21 protein-coding genes are annotated in these 17,610 nt (G+C 58.7%); 8 read left to right on the top strand and 13 right to left on the bottom strand.

Annotated elements, in window-relative coordinates; genetic code table 11:
• Positions 1-188: 188 nt before the first annotated feature.
• A complete protein-coding gene (locus KGB27_RS06345; RefSeq protein ID WP_008034973.1) occupies positions 189-659 on the top strand; it encodes an RNA methyltransferase in 471 nt (156 codons plus the stop codon).
• Positions 660-750: 91 nt separating this feature from the next.
• Entirely contained in the window at positions 751-1,128 is a 378-nt protein-coding gene (locus KGB27_RS06340; RefSeq protein ID WP_008036152.1) for a DUF2892 domain-containing protein, read from the top strand.
• A gap of 102 nt (positions 1,129-1,230) precedes the next feature.
• Here KGB27_RS06340 and KGB27_RS06335 read toward each other — a convergent pair whose 3' ends face one another.
• Together KGB27_RS06335 and KGB27_RS06330 are read right to left on the bottom strand one after the other, a co-directional pair.
• Positions 1,231-2,460 carry a hypothetical protein gene (locus tag KGB27_RS06335; RefSeq protein WP_223415200.1) on the bottom strand — a complete coding sequence of 410 codons (1,230 nt, stop codon included), beginning with the start codon at positions 2,458-2,460 and terminating at the stop codon, positions 1,231-1,233.
• Between the two features lie 18 nt (positions 2,461-2,478).
• Positions 2,479-2,928 (bottom strand): YcgN family cysteine cluster protein, encoded by a 450-nt coding sequence (locus tag KGB27_RS06330; protein WP_008034970.1) that lies wholly within the window; start codon positions 2,926-2,928, stop codon positions 2,479-2,481.
• A 165-nt stretch (positions 2,929-3,093) separates the two neighbouring features.
• On the opposite strand from KGB27_RS06330, the gene KGB27_RS06325 reads away from it, so the two are divergent.
• On the top strand, positions 3,094-3,687 hold the full coding sequence (locus KGB27_RS06325) for a nitroreductase family protein (protein WP_008034969.1): 594 nt from the start codon (positions 3,094-3,096) through the stop codon (positions 3,685-3,687).
• A 147-nt stretch (positions 3,688-3,834) separates the two neighbouring features.
• Here the strand turns inward: KGB27_RS06325 and KGB27_RS06320 are convergent, their stop codons facing one another.
• The 6 genes from KGB27_RS06320 to KGB27_RS06295 form a co-directional block, all read right to left on the bottom strand.
• Positions 3,835-4,767 carry a D-2-hydroxyacid dehydrogenase gene (locus KGB27_RS06320; RefSeq protein WP_223553601.1) on the bottom strand — a complete coding sequence of 311 codons (933 nt, stop codon included), beginning with the start codon at positions 4,765-4,767 and terminating at the stop codon, positions 3,835-3,837.
• Positions 4,768-4,887: 120 nt separating this feature from the next.
• Positions 4,888-5,181, bottom strand: a complete 294-nt coding sequence (locus tag KGB27_RS06315) for a YcgL domain-containing protein (RefSeq protein WP_008036150.1) — start codon at positions 5,179-5,181, stop codon at positions 4,888-4,890.
• Positions 5,178-6,311: a ribonuclease D gene (gene rnd, locus KGB27_RS06310; RefSeq protein WP_008034962.1), complete on the bottom strand. Its 1,134-nt coding sequence runs from the start codon at positions 6,309-6,311 to the stop codon at positions 5,178-5,180. The genes KGB27_RS06315 and rnd overlap by 4 nt, the downstream gene beginning before the upstream one ends.
• A gap of 123 nt (positions 6,312-6,434) precedes the next feature.
• Positions 6,435-7,097 carry a class I SAM-dependent methyltransferase gene (locus tag KGB27_RS06305; RefSeq protein ID WP_192228704.1) on the bottom strand — a complete coding sequence of 221 codons (663 nt, stop codon included), beginning with the start codon at positions 7,095-7,097 and terminating at the stop codon, positions 6,435-6,437.
• 73 nt (positions 7,098-7,170) lie between these two features.
• A complete protein-coding gene (locus tag KGB27_RS06300) occupies positions 7,171-8,820 on the bottom strand; it encodes a phosphoethanolamine transferase (protein WP_223553600.1) in 1,650 nt (549 codons plus the stop codon).
• Positions 8,821-8,988: 168 nt separating this feature from the next.
• Positions 8,989-10,371, bottom strand: coding sequence for a glutamine synthetase family protein (locus tag KGB27_RS06295; RefSeq protein ID WP_008034959.1), 1,383 nt, complete (start codon positions 10,369-10,371; stop codon positions 8,989-8,991).
• Between the two features lie 539 nt (positions 10,372-10,910).
• Between KGB27_RS06295 and KGB27_RS06290 the strand changes: the two genes are divergently transcribed.
• The 3 genes from KGB27_RS06290 (at position 10,911) to KGB27_RS06280 (ending at position 14,072) form a co-directional block, all read left to right on the top strand.
• The gene (locus tag KGB27_RS06290) at positions 10,911-12,095 is read left to right on the top strand and encodes a cyanate transporter (protein WP_223553599.1); all 1,185 of its coding nucleotides are present in this window, start codon (positions 10,911-10,913) and stop codon (positions 12,093-12,095) included.
• Positions 12,096-12,110: 15 nt separating this feature from the next.
• The gene (locus KGB27_RS06285; RefSeq protein WP_223553598.1) at positions 12,111-13,031 is read left to right on the top strand and encodes a DMT family transporter; all 921 of its coding nucleotides are present in this window, start codon (positions 12,111-12,113) and stop codon (positions 13,029-13,031) included.
• A gap of 105 nt (positions 13,032-13,136) precedes the next feature.
• Entirely contained in the window at positions 13,137-14,072 is a 936-nt protein-coding gene (locus tag KGB27_RS06280; RefSeq protein WP_192228717.1) for a LysR family transcriptional regulator, read from the top strand.
• A gap of 3 nt (positions 14,073-14,075) precedes the next feature.
• On the opposite strand, the gene KGB27_RS06275 is transcribed toward KGB27_RS06280, so the two are convergent.
• The 3 genes from KGB27_RS06275 to KGB27_RS06265 all read right to left on the bottom strand — a co-directional run bounded on the left by KGB27_RS06275 (position 14,076) and on the right by KGB27_RS06265 (position 15,763).
• Positions 14,076-14,441 carry a 5-carboxymethyl-2-hydroxymuconate Delta-isomerase gene (locus KGB27_RS06275; RefSeq protein ID WP_192228700.1) on the bottom strand — a complete coding sequence of 122 codons (366 nt, stop codon included), beginning with the start codon at positions 14,439-14,441 and terminating at the stop codon, positions 14,076-14,078.
• 57 nt (positions 14,442-14,498) lie between these two features.
• The gene (locus tag KGB27_RS06270) at positions 14,499-15,425 is read right to left on the bottom strand and encodes a LysR family transcriptional regulator (RefSeq protein WP_008034933.1); all 927 of its coding nucleotides are present in this window, start codon (positions 15,423-15,425) and stop codon (positions 14,499-14,501) included.
• A gap of 146 nt (positions 15,426-15,571) precedes the next feature.
• On the bottom strand, positions 15,572-15,763 hold the full coding sequence (locus KGB27_RS06265; RefSeq protein WP_008034931.1) for a YegP family protein: 192 nt from the start codon (positions 15,761-15,763) through the stop codon (positions 15,572-15,574).
• Between the two features lie 256 nt (positions 15,764-16,019).
• On the opposite strand from KGB27_RS06265, the gene KGB27_RS06260 reads away from it, so the two are divergent.
• Together KGB27_RS06260 and KGB27_RS06255 are read left to right on the top strand one after the other, a co-directional pair.
• On the top strand, positions 16,020-16,430 hold the full coding sequence (locus tag KGB27_RS06260) for a hypothetical protein (protein WP_192228699.1): 411 nt from the start codon (positions 16,020-16,022) through the stop codon (positions 16,428-16,430).
• Positions 16,431-16,708: 278 nt separating this feature from the next.
• Complete coding sequence (locus KGB27_RS06255; protein WP_008036137.1) at positions 16,709-16,915, top strand: hypothetical protein; 207 nt, start codon at positions 16,709-16,711, stop codon at positions 16,913-16,915.
• A gap of 103 nt (positions 16,916-17,018) precedes the next feature.
• Here KGB27_RS06255 and KGB27_RS06250 read toward each other — a convergent pair whose 3' ends face one another.
• Together KGB27_RS06250 and KGB27_RS06245 are read right to left on the bottom strand one after the other, a co-directional pair.
• On the bottom strand, positions 17,019-17,351 hold the full coding sequence (locus tag KGB27_RS06250; protein ID WP_008036135.1) for a type II toxin-antitoxin system HicB family antitoxin: 333 nt from the start codon (positions 17,349-17,351) through the stop codon (positions 17,019-17,021).
• Positions 17,348-17,602 carry a type II toxin-antitoxin system HicA family toxin gene (locus KGB27_RS06245; protein WP_008036132.1) on the bottom strand — a complete coding sequence of 85 codons (255 nt, stop codon included), beginning with the start codon at positions 17,600-17,602 and terminating at the stop codon, positions 17,348-17,350. The genes KGB27_RS06250 and KGB27_RS06245 overlap by 4 nt, the downstream gene beginning before the upstream one ends.
• Positions 17,603-17,610: the final 8 nt, after the last annotated feature.

The following is a 17,610-nucleotide window of genomic DNA, read 5'->3' as shown; positions in this document are numbered from 1 at the left end:
CCATCGCTAGCAGGCTAGCTCCCACAGGGGATCTTCTGTGCACATAAGAGTTTGTGAACACCCAAGATCCAATGTGGGAGCTAGCCTGCTAGCGATAGCAATTGTTCAGGCACCACCAATCTCAAACCAGACACCCCCTCCCCCAATCCCCGTATAATCGCCGTTTTTTCCCCGAAGGCACCCCGCTCGTGGCAGACAAACGGTACAGCTGCATTGGTTTGTTCAACCCAAAATCACCGGAAAACGTCGGCTCGGTCATGCGCGCCGCCGGCTGCTACAACGTGGCGTCCGTGTTCTACACCGGCAAGCGCTATGACCGCGCCGCCGACTTCGTCACCGACACCAAGCGCGTTCACTACGACATTCCGCTGATCGGCATCGACGACCTGAAAAAAATCCTGCCGCTGGGCTGCGTGCCGGTGGCCGTGGAACTGGTCGACGGCGCCCGTTCGCTGCCGGAATACACCCACCCGGATCGCGCGCTGTACATCTTCGGCCCGGAAGACGGCTCGCTGGATAAAGAGATTCGCGACTGGTGCGAAGACGTGGTCTACATCCCGACCACCGGTTGCATGAACCTTGCGGCCACCGTCAACGTCGTGCTGTACGACCGTATGGCCAAGGGCCTGAACACCCGCTCCGGGCCGAAATTCCGCTGAACCGACGCACATCCGATGGAACAAGCCGCCCGCCTCGGCAGTCAGCTTAATTATCTATTCTTGAAGCAGTCCTTCCAGCAGGAGACAGATCATGAGCGAACTCAAACGCGTGGAGCGCATCGAGTCCACCCCGTTCCAGAGTCCTTCCGACCATAACGTCCACGGCTGGGAACGCGCAGGCTCCGTCGCCGGCGGTCTGGTGATGGTGGGCAAAGGCCTGCGTCGCGGCGGTATTTTCGGATTGATCCAGGTGGCGATCGGTGGCGTGGCGCTGGCCCGTGGCATCACTGGCCACAGCTCGGCCAAGAGCCTGTTGGAGAAGAGCCGTCAGGACATGAACAACGTGCGGGCGAAAATCGAGCGTGCCGGGGAAGACCTGGCTCGGTTGAAGGCGAATGCCGAGGCGGCGACCAAAACTGCCAGCGTGACCGGGAATGATTCGTTGAAGTCGCCGAAAGCCGGGGTTTGATCCGGGATTTGTGTCGCGGTTAAGGGCCTCATCGCCGGCAAGCCGGCTCCTACAGGGGGACGCGTTCCAAATGTAGGAGCCGGCTTGCCGGCGATGGCGGTGTTACTGAAGCAACCCGGTATCAAGCACCTTGGAAGACTCGCCAATCACGCTCTCGGCCAGTTGAACGAATTCCTTGGTATCCACACTCTCCAGGTGCATCGCCCCACGCAACACATCATCGAGCGAGCGCTTGTTGCGGGTTTTAATGCGAATTTCCTGATCCAGTTCACTCAGCAATAGAACTGCTTTGCCAATCTGCGCAGGGCTGATCTGCTCGCCCCGCAACGTCGTGACCTTCTGGCTATCCTTGGCCAACTTCTTGTGCAAACTCTCATACCGCTCATCACTCATGCCACCGGCGCGGCGCACCAGTTCGATGGCGTAATACTCGGCAAAGCCTTCGCTGATCCAGTCGCTGCGCTGCTTGTCGTTGATCCGCCCGAACACCTGGGCCAGCTCACGCACCAGTGCGCTGCTGCCACTTTCGCTGACCAGTGGCAGACGCGAATTCAGATAGATCGACTCTCGCGCCGCCAGACTGCCGCGCCACATCGGGTCGTTGGCGCCGACGATCAGCAATTTGGCGGGATGACGCGGAAACACAGCCTGCACTTGCGGCCAGACGAACGTCAGCAGCGTCAGCACGTCCATGCGGCGCATGCCTTGGCCCTGAGGCGAGGCGACGGTGACTTCGGTTTCCCCAAGCCGGGTGCGACGGCTGCCGAGGTGACCGGCGAGCATCCAGCCGGTTGGCCGGTCGAACAGGCGCGAGACGTTGTCGATGCGGAATTTGTTCTTGCCGATCCGCGGCCAGGCGGTTTCGACGCTTTTCCATCCGGTGGGCAATTCGAATTCAAGGCGTGACACCAATTCGATGCCGTCCTGCTGATCGAGTCTGGCGGCCGGTACCAGATCGTCGCCACGCATCAGCGCCCAGGTCGGGGTCATGCGCGTGTCGAAGCTGCCGCTCTTGCGGCCGTGGCTGATGCGCACGCGGTAGGTCAGGCTGGCCTTGTCGGCCGCCGGGCGCCAGACACCCCGGGCCTCTTTGCCCGGCGTGAGTTGCCATTGGCCGTCGGCCTTGAAGTCGCTGTAATGGCTGCCGTCGCCGAGGTCGAAATCCAGACTGCGCACCGCAGAACCCTGGGCCAGCGTCAGGCGCACTTCAGCCTGATCGCTTTGCGGCAACAGGCGCACGTGGTAATCCAGATCGACTTTCTTCGCCGCCCACACCGACGAACTCAGGGCCAGCAGCCCAACGGCCAACGCCAGCCGCAATCCCACAGCCATACACACTCCCTTGTAAAACTAACCTGCGCGGAAAATCAGATGGTCTTCCCAATCGTCCTCGGGCACGCTGCCTTCGGCGAGCATGCGCCCGGACTGGGAAATACGTTCGTGATGCACGGCATCGCGATCACCGCACACCAGATGGTGCCAGAGGGGCAAATCCTTGCCCTCGCTGACCAGGCGATAACCGCAGGTCGGCGGCAGCCATTTGAACTCATCGGCCTTGCCCGGTGTGAGCTGAATGCAGTCCGGCACGAATTCACGACGGTTGGGGTAATCGCTGCACTGGCAGGTTTTCAGGTCCAGCAGTTTGCAGGCGATGCGCGTGTAATAAACGCTGTTGTCGTCTTCATCCTCAAGCTTTTGCAGGCAGCACAGGCCACAACCGTCGCACAGCGATTCCCATTCCTCTTGATCAAGTTGATCGAGGGTTTTGCGTATCCAGAACGGTTCGACTTTGGCGGCCATGGCTCAAGCATCAACATCAGGTGGTGAAAAGGCCGCCAGTCTAGTGCCAAGGCCGTTGCGGGCCAAGCATTGGCGACTGCCGGTAGAACGCGCTTGTCAGTTTTTGCGCTGCCCAGTAGGGTTTCGCGTCGCCCCTCACTTTCAAACGTAGCAAGGAATCTATTGATGAGTGCCAATCCACGCGTTGCCGATTATGCCATCCACCCTCAATTCACTGATCGCTGGTCGCCCCGCGCCTTCACCGGCGAGGCTATCTCCGAGGAAACCCTGCTGAGCTTCTTCGAAGCCGCACGCTGGGCGCCATCGGCCTACAACTCGCAGCCTTGGCGGTTTCTCTACGCGCGCCGCGATACGCCGAACTGGGAGCGTTACCTGGGCCTGCTGAACGAGTTCAACCGCAGCTGGGCGCAACACGCCTCGGCGCTGGTGATCGTGATCTCGAAAACCACCTTCACAGCGCCCGGCGCCACCGAAGAAACCCCGGCGCTGTGGCACACCTTCGACACCGGTTCTGCCTGGGGCCATCTGGCGCTGCAAGCGAGCATCAGCGGCTGGCACACCCACGGCATGGCCGGTTTCGATCAGGAACTGACCCGCAAGGAGCTGAACATTCCTGAAGGTTACGCACTCCACGCGGCAGTGGCGGTGGGCAAGCTGGGGGACAAGGCGACGCTGGCGGATTACCTGCAAGCCCGTGAAGAGCCAAGCCCGCGTCGTCCGTTGAGCGAGTTGGCGGCTGAAGGCGACTTCACCCTCTAAGCCACACCGCAAAACCAATGTGGGAGCGAGCCTGCTCGCGATAGCGGTGTGTCAGTCAATATTTACGGAGACTGTCACACCGCTATCGCCGGCAAGCCGGTCTCGCTCCCACAGTTATTTGCGCACCATTCAAGTCCAGCGGTGGGTTCAATACCCGCGATTGAAATCCACTTCGCCGCGCAACGCTTTGCCCGCCTGATACGCCCGCAAATTCTCGACAAACAACTTCACCATCATCGACGGCGAAGTTGGTGCGGAGCTATGACCGGTCAACAGCAGGCCCCAGGCCGTCCAGAACGGATGACGCTGCGGCAGCGGCTCCTGACGGCAGACGTCGATCACCGCGCCCGCCAGATGCCCTTCCTTCAAGGCTTCCACCAGATCCGCATCGACCACCGCCACGCCGCGCCCGACGTTGATGAACAACCCGGTCGGCTTGAATTGCTTGAACAGCGCCGCGTTGTACAGGTCGTGGGTGCTCGGGGTGTTCGGCAGCAGATTGATCACGTAATCCACTTCACCGACCAGGCGCGGCAAGTCCGCCAGCGCTCCCACTTCGACAAACGGAGCCTGCTCGCGGGCTTCGCTGGCGATGCCATACAACTCGACGCCAAACGGCAGCAGAAACTGCGCGACGGTCTGGCCGATATCGCCGGTGCCGACGATCAAGACTTTACGCCCCGCCAGGCTTTGGCCCTGACGGCTGTCCCATTTGCGCTCGACCTGACTGACCAAGCGCGGCAGCACTTCGCGTTCGTGGCCGAGCATGTAGGTCAGCACGTATTCAGCCATGACCTGACCGAAAATCCCGACAGCGCGAGTCAGGCGATAGTGGCGCGGCAAACCGTCGGCCAGCAGCGGCGTGATCCCGGCCCACGTCGACTGCAACCATAGTGGCTGGTGGCCCTGACGCAACAGAGTGGCCAGGAGGTCCGGCTGACCCAGCCAGATCGGGCAATCGGCAGCCTGACTGGCCAGTTCGGCGGAGTCACCGCTGGTCAGCACTTCCAGATCAGGTGCTGCCTGACGCAACAGTTGGGCATACACAGGGTGGTCGTGTTCAGCAATCAGAACGCGCATGGTTCAAACCTTTCAAAAGCAGTGCAGACGGCCGCCGAGGGAGTATCGCTCCCTCGTTGCGGCCATCGCCAAAATCATTCCAGTTTTTCATAAAGGCTCTGAACAGAGCCTGTCTGCCGACTACATCGGGTCGTTGCGTCGCAACAACTCTTCCGGCAAGTGTTCGATGTATTCGTCTTCGGCCGGCGGCATTTGCAGGTGATAGCCCTGCTTGTCGAGGTTTTCCAGCACCACGGTGATGTCCTCGCGCGACAGCTTGCGCTCGGGGGTCAGCACCAGGTCAAACGCGTGGTGAGGTTTGCCGAAAGCGGCCATCAGACTTTCCGGAACGCGCTCCAGTGCATCGCTTTTGAGCACATAGAGGTACATCTCGTTTTTCTTCAGGCTTCGATAGATGGAGCAAATACGTTTCAAGGCTGTTCTCCGGCGGTGGCCAGGCTGTCGAGCAGCGCCTGGCCCATCAATTCGCGGCGCCAGCCACGCAGCGAATCAGGCAATTGGTAAGGACCATTGGGGAAGCCGCTCTTGAGCAGCGCTTCCAGGGTTTTCTTGCGCAGCATCAGTTCCGGCGCGACGTTCAGTCGCTCGGCTTCGGCCTGGCCGAGCGCACGCAACTGTTTGATCAGTGCGGCAGCATCCACCGGCAACGGTTCCGGCACGGCAGGCGGCCATTGATCTGGCGACACACTGCCAGAGCGCTTGATCAGATCAAGCAGAAATTCGCCGTCCTGACGCACGGTACGCGGGTGCATGTCTTCGATTTTCGCCAACGCCCCGAGGTTGTCCGGTTGCGTGCGCGCCAGCGGCCACAGGGAATGTTCACGGATGATGCGATTGCGCGGCAGATCACGGGCGCGGGCCTCGCGCTCACGCCAGGCACAGAGTTCACGCAAAACGGCGAGCTGAGCGCGAGACAACTTCCAGGCCAGTTTCGCTTCGCGGTAAACCTCGTACGGGTCGACTTCACGACGCAGGTTGGCCACCAGCTCGGCGCCGTCTTCCAGGACCCAGGCGTATTTGTCGTCAGACAGCTTCGGACGAAGCTGTACGAAAACTTCTGCCAGGTGCAAGGCGTCTTCGGCGGCGTAGCTGATCTGGGTGTCGGACAGCGGGCGTTGCAGCCAATCGGAACGGGTCTCGCCCTTGGGCAGGTCGATGCCGAGCACTTCCTGCACCAACCGCGAATACCCCATGGAGAAACCGAGGTTCAGGTAGGCGGCGGCCAATTGCGTGTCGAACAGCGGCGCCGGCAGGCTGCCGGTCAGGCGCAGCAACACTTCGAGGTCTTCGCTGCACGCGTGGACGACTTTGACCACGGCCGGGTTTTCCAGCAACGCGGCCAGGGGTTGCCAGTTGTCGATGGTCAACGGGTCAATCAGGTAAGCGCGTACGCCATCGCCGATCTGCAGCAAACCCGCGATCGGATAAAAGGTGTCGACCCGCATGAATTCGGTGTCGAGGGCAACGTAGGGCAGCTGCTGCCACTCGGCGCAAAACCGGCCGAGGCTATCGTTGTCGCGAATCCAGTGAATATCGATGGCCACACGGCTCTCCCTTGAAGAATGGCGCGCAGTATATATCGGCCCCGGCGATTTCCGCGCCTCCACTGAACAAGAGCTTTATCGAAAACACCTGCTTGTTAGCAAGAATAGTCTGACGGAGGGAGGTTATCTGGCCTTACGCAGCACGTAGACGCGCATCCGCGTGCAACCGGGCAGGAAATCCTGATGGCTGAGTAAACGGAACCCGGCCTGTTTGAACTCGGCTTCCACCTCGGCCTTACTGGCCAGATGCCGGGCATGAGTGCCTTGTGCATCGGGTTGCCGGCGTTTGAAATGAGCTTCGACCCGCACCGCGACAATCACGGTGTCGCGGCTGACCCGGTGGAACTCACCGAGCATGGCTGACCGATGTTCGGCGCAGGCGATGTGCTGAAACAGTTGCATGCAAAAAATGCAGTCCACCGCATTCGCCGACAAGCCGATGGCGAACGCCGAACTCTGAAAGGTCTTGACCCGTTTCAACAGCTCTTGCGGGTGATGGATCGGGGCGTGATCGAGCATGTCCTGCGACGGATCGGACGCCAGGATCACCCGGTTCGCGTGTTCGGCCAGCACCGGCCAGAAACGTCCGGCCCCGCAAGCAACGTCAAGAATCAACCCCGGCTCACCGGCCACTTTGAGCGCGTTGCGCACCAACTGCTCGTCCCGCCAGAACGCCAGGCGCCCGGCCAGACCACGCGGACGCGGCTGCATGCAGACGCGGGCGTGTTCCTGGTCATAGCGCCGGGCGAACTCAAGCTCGAAGGCAGATGGGGGTTGAGGGGACATGTGTGATTGCTCTTGTAGGAAAATCTACCGGCCGCAGGTTAGCGGCCGATACGTGAAAAAAAGGTCGTTACCCTCACTCTTTGGCCAAGACGCCGTCGATCACCGCACCACGGCAGCCGGCAAACAGGTCCAGATCCTGGTTGTAGACCTTACTGTTGACCTCCAGCAGACCGAGCATCGAATGGAACAGGTTGTCCTGGCTCAGCGGCTTTTCACGGCTCAATTGCAGGCAGTGTGTGTCCACCGAGAACGACTTTTGATAGCTGTCAGAGAACCAGGCCAGCATCGCAACATGCTTCTGTTGCTCCGGCGCCAGCATGTAAGGCGTACCGTGGAGGAACAGGTTGTATTCGCCCAGGGATTCGCCGTGGTCCGACAGGTAGAGCATCGCGGTATCAACTTTGTCCTGGTTGCTGCGCAACAGATCGATCAGGGTCGACAGCACGTGGTCGGTGTAAACGAGGGTGTTGTCGTAACCATTGACGATACTTTCGCGACTGCAATTATTCAGGGCATTACTTTCACACACCGGCGTAAAGCGTTCGTACTCTTTCGGGTAGCGCTTGAAATACTCCGGGCCATGACTGCCCATCTGGTGCAACACCAATACCGTGTCTTTATCCAGGGTGTCGATGAAGTGCTGCAAACCTTGCAGGAGAATTTCATCGCGGCATTCACTATTGGCGCAGAGCACCGGGTCTTTCAGGTTACTCACATCGTCGAGGGTGACGCGGTCGCACGTGCCTTTGCAGCCTGACTGGTTATCGCGCCATATCACATCCAGGCCTGCACGCTTGAGCACATCCAGCAGGCCTTCTTCATTCTTGGCCTTGCTCGCGTTGTAGTCCTTGCGGCCCATGTTGGAAAACATGCAGGGCACCGACACGGCCGTTTCAGTACCGCAGGAATGCACATCGGTGAACGCAATCAGGCCGGCTTCTTTATCCAGTTTTGGCGTGGTGTCACGGTTATAACCCAGCACACCGAAGTTCTCGGCCCGGGCACTTTCACCGACCACCAGCACGGTCAGGGATTTGCGGCTGTGCGCTTGCCAGGTCGGATTTCTCTCGGCGTCCTCACCGATTTTAACGAAAGGCTGATGGGCCGAAGCGACTTGCTCACGCAGGTAGCTGAACGAGGCGCCGATGTAGTTACTCGGGACCACCATCAAACGCAATTCATGGTGATTGCGAAACAGTGAGGACAGGCCCTGATAGTTGACCAGTGCGACGCCACCGATCACCGCCACCGACGCAACACTTACCAGTACTTTACTGAGCAACTCACGGTGCCAGCGACGGTAATTAATTGGCGTCTTCCACAACAACCAAGAGGGTAAAACCCCGAGCAGAACAATATAAACAAGTAACTTTATCGAGAGTAAGTCACGCACTTCCGTGGCATTGGTTTGCGCAAAGTTACGCAACATGCCGGTGTCGATAAGTGCACCGTATTGCCCCATGAAATACGCCACCCCGGCGCTGATCATGAAGAGTAGGGTCAAGACCGGTTTTAACAGCGGGCGGAACGCCAGCAGGGTCAATACGATGTTGAAAGCAGCCAGAATCATCAAGCCAAAAGCCACACGCATGACGATGCCTTGACCGTCGAACGCGGTGATTTCAAACAAATGTTGCCAGAGCACCAAATTAAAGCCTATCAATAAAAAGGCACTGGCAATCAACGTCACCCACTCGGGGCGAACGGCTTTGAGTTTCCACATGATAATCGGCTGTTCCTGAAAAGAAGTGCCGTCGGTCAATGTGAAAATTTCATTGACCGCGACAGCACTAATTTTAAGTAGCCAACCATCAATTTTTTGTGAAAAAGAAGCCAACGATTAGTTGGCTTAAGGCGTTTAACTACATCTTGAGATGTATTTGAGAATGGTTCAGGCCTGGTTCAGGTACCAACGCCAATCCTGCTCACCGACCTCGCCCATGAATTGACGATACTCGGCTCGCTTCACCGCGAGGTAAACACCCAGAAATTCTCTGCCAAAGGCCTCTCGCGCCCAGCCCGAACCTTCCAGTGCGCGCAAGGTAGTCAGCCAGTCGGTGGGCAGCAGTTCCGTGGCCTGGGCGTAACCATTGCCCTCCACGGGCGCACCCGGGTCCAGTTGTTCGCGAATGCCGCGATGGATACCCGCCAGAATCGCCGCAGCCGCCAGGTACGGGTTGGCGTCGGCGCCGCAAATGCGATGTTCGATGTGCCGCGAGAATGCCGGCCCGCCTGGCACGCGTAGACTTACGGTGCGATTGTCCACGCCCCAGGTGGCCGCCAGCGGCGCGTAACTGTTGGTCTGGAAGCGACGGTAGGAGTTGGCGTTCGGGCAGAACAGCAACAACGAATCGAGCAAAGTGCTGAGCATCCCGCCAACCGCCTGTTTAAGCAGCGGCGTACCGTCTGCGGCTTCGCTGGCGAACAGGTTGTTGCCGTCCTTGTCCGCGAGGCTGACGTGCATATGCATGCCCGTGCCGGCCAGGTCATCGAACGGTTTGGCCATGAAGCACGCGGTCATCCCGTGCTTGTGCGCCACGCCCTTGACCAGGCGCTTGTAGCGCACGGCTTCGTCCATCGCCTGCAAGGCGTCGGTGCGATGCTCAAGGGTGATTTCCACTTGCCCCGGCGCGTACTCGGAAATCGCCGTGCGTGCCGGAATGCCCTGGAGTTTGCAGGCGTTGTAGAGATCCGCCAGAAACGGCTCGATCTGCTCCAGTTCACGCAAACCATAGACTTGAGTTGCGCGCGGGCGCCCGCCATCGACATCCCGCGCCGGTTGCGGCCGGCCGTTGCTGTCGCGCTGCTGATCCAGCAGATAGAACTCCAGCTCCGCGGCCATCACCGGGTAATAGCCGTCCGCCTGCAAGCCTTCGATCACCTTCGCCAACAGGTGCCGCGGGTCGGCGATGGTCGCCGGCATGCCCTCCTTCGGGTGCATGCTGACCTGCACCGCCGCCGTCGGAATCAATCGCCATGGCATGCGCGTCAGGCTGCCGCTGATCGGGTAGGCCCGGCAATCGATATCCCCCACGTCCCAGACCAGACCCGAGTTTTCCACGTCATCGCCGTTGATGGTCAGGCCCAGGATAGTGCTTGGCAGGGGGCGACCGCTTTCGTAGACCGCCAGCAGTTCATCGCGATGCAACAACTTGCCCCGTGGCACACCGTTGTTGTCGAGGATGAACAACTCGAACATCTCGATATCCGGATTCTGTTCCAGAAAAGTCAGGGCTTCTTGTTTCGTGGCGAAGGAGGTCGTGGCACAACTCATAGGAATTCTCTTGTTTCCGCGTCAGGCAAACGCGCAGGCGCTGCCGGTTTGATCCCGGCGCACAGCGCAGGACCTGTAGGAACAATCAACGGGAAAGGCAGGAATCCGGTGGGCGCGCGTGACGGCAATGCCACAACGCCCAGAAGGCGAGTTCGGAAGGAAGTGCGACTGGACAATCGTCCATAAAGAAGACCGCAGTAGACAGATGAGCAGCAGCGTCACATGGCTGGTTAAGTCGTTAAATCGGGATTTGAAGAACTTTGGTTGTGGGTTGGCTAAACAATCAACCAGCCACCCTATACCCAATGTGGCTGCCGCCACACAAACCATTGTAGGAGCGAGCCTGCTCGCGATGACGGAGAGTCAGGCAACATAAATATTGAATGAAAAATTGCTATCGCCGGCAAGCCGGTCTCGCCCCTACAGGGTTCTGCGTTGCGGCAGAGGTATTTGATTTTTAAATACCGCAACGGACTTTCTGATTTGCGGCTTCCGGGCCGCTCGCGCCTAATCGGGCCCTGTCATTCAAGGTCCAATCGATGGAAAACGTCCGCGCCACTTCTCGCCCTGCCTTCTGGTTGATGATCAGCATCATGCTCGTCGCCCTGAACCTGCGCCCGTCCATGGCCGCGGTCGGCCCTTTGCTCTCGGCGATTCGCGGCGACATCCCGCTGAGTTTCAGCCTGGCGTCGCTGCTGACCATGCTGCCGGTGATGGCCATGGGACTGGCGATGTTCTTCGGCCTCAGCGTCAGCCAATGGCTTGGCGAACAGCGCACGGTGGTGGTGTCGTTGTTGATCATCGGCCTGGCGACAGTGTCGCGCCTGTTCCTCGACTCCGCGGCCGAACTGATCCTCAGCGCCGTTCTGGCAGGTGTCGGTATCGCGCTGATTCAGGCGTTGATGCCGACGCTGATCAAGTCGCGTTTCAGCGACAACGTTTCCGTGTGCATGGGCCTCTACGTCACATCGATCATGGGTGGCGCGGCCCTCGCCGCGTCCTTCGCGCCGCTGGTGATGATGCGCACCGACAGTTGGCGGGGAGGCCTGGCAATCTGGTCGATCCTGGCGTTGGTGGCGCTACTCTTCTGGCTCGGCCAACGTGCGGCGATGCCGGCACTGCCCGCTCATGCGCAACGAAACAGATCGTTCTCCGCCAATTCCCGCGCCTGGTTACTCGCCATCTTCTTTGGTCTGGGCACAGCGTCCTACACCTGCGTGCTGGCCTGGCTGGCGCCGTACTACATGGAAAAAGGCTGGAGCGAACAAAACGCCGGTTTGTTGTTAGGTTTCCTCACGGCCATGGAAGTACTGTCCGGCCTGGTGACGCCTGCGATCGCCAACCGCAGCAGTGACCGTCGCCTGGTGCTGATGGTGTTGCTGGCGCTGATCATGGCCGGTTTCTGTGGGCTGATAGTGAGCCCGCAACACCTGAGTCTGTTGTGGCCGTGCCTGCTGGGGCTGGGCATCGGCGGACTGTTCCCGATGAGCCTGATCGTGTCGTTGGATCATCTGGACAACCCGCAACGTGCAGGCGGGCTGACGGCGTTCGTCCAAGGCATCGGCTACCTGATCGCCGGCCTCTCGCCGCTGATTGCCGGGATCATCCGCGATCAACTCGGCAGTTTCGAATGGGCCTGGTGGTCGCTCACCGGCGTCATGGTGCTGATGATGTTGATGGTCCTGCGCTTCAACCCGCGGCACTACGCCCGCCACATTCACTGACCCGGAAGCGCCCTCATGAAACACACCGGTTTCGCCGCCGCCCACGCTGGCATGCTGCTCTGGGCACTGTTGATCGCTGCTTCGTTTTCCGCAGCGGCGCAGGTCAGTCAGGCCATTGATCCGGTCCTGCTGACCGGCTTGCGCCTGCTGTTTTGCGCCCTGGTGTTTTTGCCGTTGCTGCTGATCAAGGGCGACACCGCCATGAATCGACGCGGGTTATTCGGCCATGCCGTCCTCGGCCTGCTGCTGGCGGTTTATTTTGGCTCGCTGTTCGAAGCGTTGCGCTACACCAGCGCGGTAAACACCGGCACGATGTTCACGCTGGTGCCGTTGCTGACCCTGCTTTTCGAAGCCGTGTTGATGCCGGACAGCAGCCTGAAACAACGGGTATTGCCGATGTTGATTGCGGCCGCCGGGGCCGTGATGCTGGTGCTGAAAGGCACTGGGGCCGGCGAGTTGCCGTCGTTCTATGCGGTGTCGGTGTACGGGCTCGGTTGCCTGGCGATGGCGCTCTATTCGCCCCTGAGTCAGCGGCTGAAAACCAGCAGTCTCAAGGGTCGTGGCCCGGTAGGCATGACCTTCTGGAACATGCTGTTCGGTGCGTCGTTCCTGCTGGTGTTCTGTGGGGTCAGTGGAGGCTGGCGATCGGCATCGTTGCTGACCCTGAATGATTTTTACTGGCTGATTTACCTGGCGTTGTTTGCCACCCTGGCGACCTTCTGGTTGCTGCACCGGGCCATCGGCGTCATCGCCCCCTCATCGGTCATTTCGTACATTTACCTAAGCACGCTGTTCATCACGCTGTTTCATTGGTTCTGGTGGCGTCAATCGCCGATGCCGCTGGAAATCGTCGGTGCGGTACTCGTAGGCATCGGCATGCTGGCGTTATTGATGTCCAGTCGTCGCACCATGCATTTGGCACTGCCTCACAACTAAAAGGGAAACTTCCCACAAGGCATTCTCCTGGGACCATCGTTCCGCTAGGATCATTCGCACGAGTTTGCGCTCAGTCAGCGCAAGGATCACAGCGAGATGGAATGGATGCTGAACAGTAACTTGCTTAGAAAACTCGACATGCAGGACCTCATGGTGTTTATCGCCGTGTATGAACAAAGCAGCGTCACCGGAGTGTCCGAAACACTCTGCGTCAGTCAGTCCACCGTCAGTTATTGCCTGAAAAAGCTACGCAGCGGATTCGAAGACGAATTGTTCATCAACACCCGCGCGGGGATGCGCCCTACTTACAAAGCCAGCACCATGTACACCCACGTGCTGAAAATCCTCGACAGTATCAACCTCTGTCACGCCGGGGCACAGGCGTTCGACCCTACCCTGCAACCGGTCACCTTCAACATCTGCGCACCCGAATACTTCGAGCAGTTAATCCTGCCTCGTTTATTGAAAAGCTTTGATTTCGCCGACTTACCGGTGATGGTCAACATGCACAAGTTCGAAACCGACATCCCGGCCGAAGAACTGCGCGACGGCAGTCTCGACCTGGTGATTTGCTTCGGCCCGAATTTTCATCGCAGTCACACCGACTTCAAATCCCGCATGCTGCTGGAGGACGATCTGGTCTGCGTCTTCGATAAACGCGCCACGCCGCTGGAGCCGCGTTTAAGTCTGCAAGCCTTCACCGAACGCCGGCACGTGTTTCCTACACCCTGGACATCGACCACCAACATGGTCGACGGCTGGCTGGCGCAGCAAGCGCAAAAACGGCAAATCGTCGCACGCTCCAACAGCTACAGCGCAGCGCTGAAAATGATCACAGGCACCGACTTCATCGTTACCCTGCCCCGACGCATCCAGCACTTACTGGCCAGCGAGGCGATTTTCAATCACTGCGAAGCGCCCAACGGCTTGCCGGGTTTCACCCTCGACATGCAATGGAGTCAAGGCGCCGATCAGGACAGCGCCAATACCTGGCTGCGTGAACAAGTGGTCAAGGCCTGCACTGAACAGGCCACTGCCTGAGACTCAGTTGTTGATGGCGACTTTGCTGTAGGACTCCCGATCGATGTCGAGGATTTCTACAGCCAACTGCACTTCAACCCCCGCCGGCCATTCACACAAGTCCTGCACCACCGCCAGCAGGCTTTCGGATAACTGCTTTTTGATCTGCGGCGAGCGGCCACTCAACAACGCCAGTTTCACGTGCACAAATGCCCGCTCAGCCAATGCAGTACCGACCTTGAAGGTTTCGACCTTCACCGCTCGGCTTTTGATGTCGTATTCGGCAGCAAACTGACCGGAAGCCACCAGCGTATTGTTGAGCCGGATCAACGCCACGTCGGCGTTCAAATCAGGCAGGTTGGCGGTGTATTCCATGTGCAGGTGAGGCATGACGTGGCTCCTGAAAGTAGGCGGAAAGGTCGTACATATAACACAGAGTGGTCCTGCTCACCGGGACGGCGGCGACGCTAAGCGCTCACTCATGAACGCCTCCAGTCGCGAGCGCAACCAGCGCTCGGCGGGGTCGGTGTCGACGTGGCTGAGCCAGACCATCGACAGGTCAAGCGTCGGTGTCTTGAACGGAAAAGGTTCCATGAACAACTGACCGGATGCCGCCATCGCCTCGGCGGTGTAATCCGGCAGGCTGGCGATCAGATCGGTTCCGGCGAGCAAGGCTGGCAAGGAACTGTATTGCGGCACGGATAACACTACGTGGCGTGTACGCCCGATCTCCGCCAGCCACTCGTCAGCGTAACCACTGATGTTGGCGGTGTGCGACACCAGCACGTGCGGGCGCGAGCAATATTCATCGAGGGTCAGTGGCGTGTCGGACGCATCGGCGCGCAGGATCCTGGGCTGGATGTGTCGCAACAATTTGCGCTTGGCATTGGCCGGCAGACCCCGGGTCTGGCTGATACCCACGGTGATGTCGCCGGATGCCAGCAAATCGGGAATTCGCCAGTAATCGACATGCTGCACTACAAACACCACCTTCGGTGCTTCCTGACGCAAGGCACGCAGCAACGGCGGCAACAGGCCGAACTCGACATCGTCCGACAGCCCGATACGAAACGTCATGGTGCTGACGGTCGGGTCGAAATCATGAGTCAGGCTTAACGCCACCGACAACGAGTCCAGCGCCGGCGACAAATACTGAATCAGCTCCTCGGCCCGGGCGGTCGGCTCCATTCGATGGCCAACCCGGATGAACAGCGGGTCGTTGAACATCGTGCGCAGGCGGTTGAGCGCCGAACTGATGGTTGGCTGCCCGAGAAACAACTTCTCCGCCACACGGGTAACGTTGCGTTCGAGCATCAAGGTTTCGAACACCACCATCAGGTTGATATCCGCCTTGCGTAGTTCGTTGCGATTCATCCACTGCCCCCAATCCCCAAATCTGCTGACAGTTTAGGTAGCTGTCGCAACGGGCGTCTATGCGACTCAAGCAGTTTGCATTTGATCGGGCTGCAAGGCTGCTTGAAACGAAGCTGCCCTGATTGAGCAGCTTCACCGCTCGAGGCCTAGATTTCCTTCACCGGGGTCTGATCCTGAGTGCCCTTGATCAGGCTGATGGCATGCACGCAATCCGCCTTGTTGACGTAAGCCTCCCCGCTGGCAATCGTTTCATTGTTCCCCGCCCGTAAACGCCACCGCCATTGACCTTTGCCGGTGTGCGGGGTGCCACGGGTTTGCCTGTAAATCTCGAAGTACATTGATCGCTCCTTGCGATGACTGATAACGGCAGGTCAGTGACCTGCGAAACCAGAGTAGATGAGGTTTTTGGGCGGCGAGGTTTTGCAATGTCAGGGGATATTTCGGGGAAGAAGCCTTGGTTCACGGGGCAACCAATGGATAGGGCGCAGGTTAAATAGACTGACTCGGGGGAGTCACTTTTCTCAAGAAGGGGTTTATCTTTCTTACGCCGATTGGCTGCCGGATCCTACACAAACACATCAAATGGAGCTGTACATGCAACGGGGCATCACTTTTTCTCTAATCCTTCTGACCACAGCGCTAAGTGCATGTACGTCGAAGAGTCCAGCCACTGACCAATCCCTCGTCGGCTCATGGCAAGGAATGCGCGAAGAAAGCGGGAAATGTCAGTTCCTGTCGTGGAATACCCATTTCGAACCCAATGGTCGCTTCTCGATTACGTTCTTCAAAGATGCGCAACAAACCAGGCCCATTCAAACCGAGCGCGGGTCATGGTCTGCGGCCAATGGCAAGAATGAGCTTAAAACAGACGGCGTTCGTACTCCGGAAATCTATAACTACAAAATGCTGGACGGAAACACTGTTCACTACGTGAACACCGTCAAAGATCCTACTGCCGACTGCCAAGAGGACTACGAGTTCACGGAGCATCGGGTTCGGGGCTAGACCTTGAGCCTTTCACTTCTCCGAAAACGTAAAAGCCCCGTAGCTGAATAAGCTACGGGGCTGAATGAGATGGCCAGTCGGACCAAGAAGCCCTGCAGGTTTACGCCTGCAGGGCTTTTTTGTTTAGTGCAAAGGCAGACTCCGGCATCGTCTGACAGCCCCTTCCTGATTTGTCCAAGCCCCTGGCGACATCAGGCTTGGCCCCTAAGCTCTGCGACGTGCAGGGCGAAAAGGCCCTGACCACCGACAATCATGCGAACTCAAAAGGAGCCTCTGCAATGGCTAGAGATAAAGCAAAAGACGACAAACACTTCAACTGCACCCAAGCCCATGAAGCCGACTACGTCGCAGGCCTTTACCCTCATGCGAAGGAAGAGGTCAAAACATTACTGGCATCCGCCTGCAAGGACAAAACCTTGCACAACTCCACACACAGGGATGTCTACGAGCTGATCAAGAGGAAACTGGGTTACTCACAGCCGTAAGATTGGCGGGCTAATACGAAGCTGCTCTGATTGAGCAGCTTCACGGCTGTTTTTAAGCTCCACCCCAATTGCACAGAATAGAGCTCAGCACCGCATGAACTCGTCAGGCATGTGCCTCGCGATCAAGAACATCAGCCACCCACTGATTAATGCTCTTGTTAGCGAGCTGTGCTTTAACAGCGACTGTTGCGTGAAGTGCTGGTGCGAGACGCAGGCTGAGGTTGCCCGAATAGGGTTTTTGCGGGGAGCGGCCGAGCTTGGCGCACGTCTCCAGATAATCTGTGACGGCCTCTTCAAATGCTGCGCGAAGCTCGCTGACTGACTCGCCATGAAACCCAACGACATCCTTGATACCGGCGATATGGCCAACAAACAGGCTGTCTTCATCGCTGTATTCGATCCGGGCGGCGTAGCCCTGATAATTCATAACGTTCACGGGATAACTCCTGCTTGTTCAAGGAAAGCCCGAACATCACGCACCTGGTAGGGCTTGGCTTCTTTGTCTGGGTGGGGCCGATGAAAAGTTGCGACCACACCGTTGAGTTCAAAACGTACCCGCGATCCGTTGCCTTCAATGGTTCTGGCCCCTGCTGCGCCCAGCAAGGACTCGACACGGGCCCACTCCAGAGTGTTGGGCGCCGGCCTTGAGAAGACCGCTCTGAGCGTACTGAGCTGTTTATTATTCATGGTATTAA

Origin of the sequence: Pseudomonas sp. BF-R-01 (assembly GCF_019946615.1) — a bacterium.
In the GTDB taxonomy this organism is placed as follows: domain Bacteria; phylum Pseudomonadota; class Gammaproteobacteria; order Pseudomonadales; family Pseudomonadaceae; genus Aquipseudomonas; species Aquipseudomonas migulae.
The sequence above is the reverse complement of the archived record's forward strand: the minus strand, read 5'-3'. Positions and strand labels throughout refer to the sequence as shown.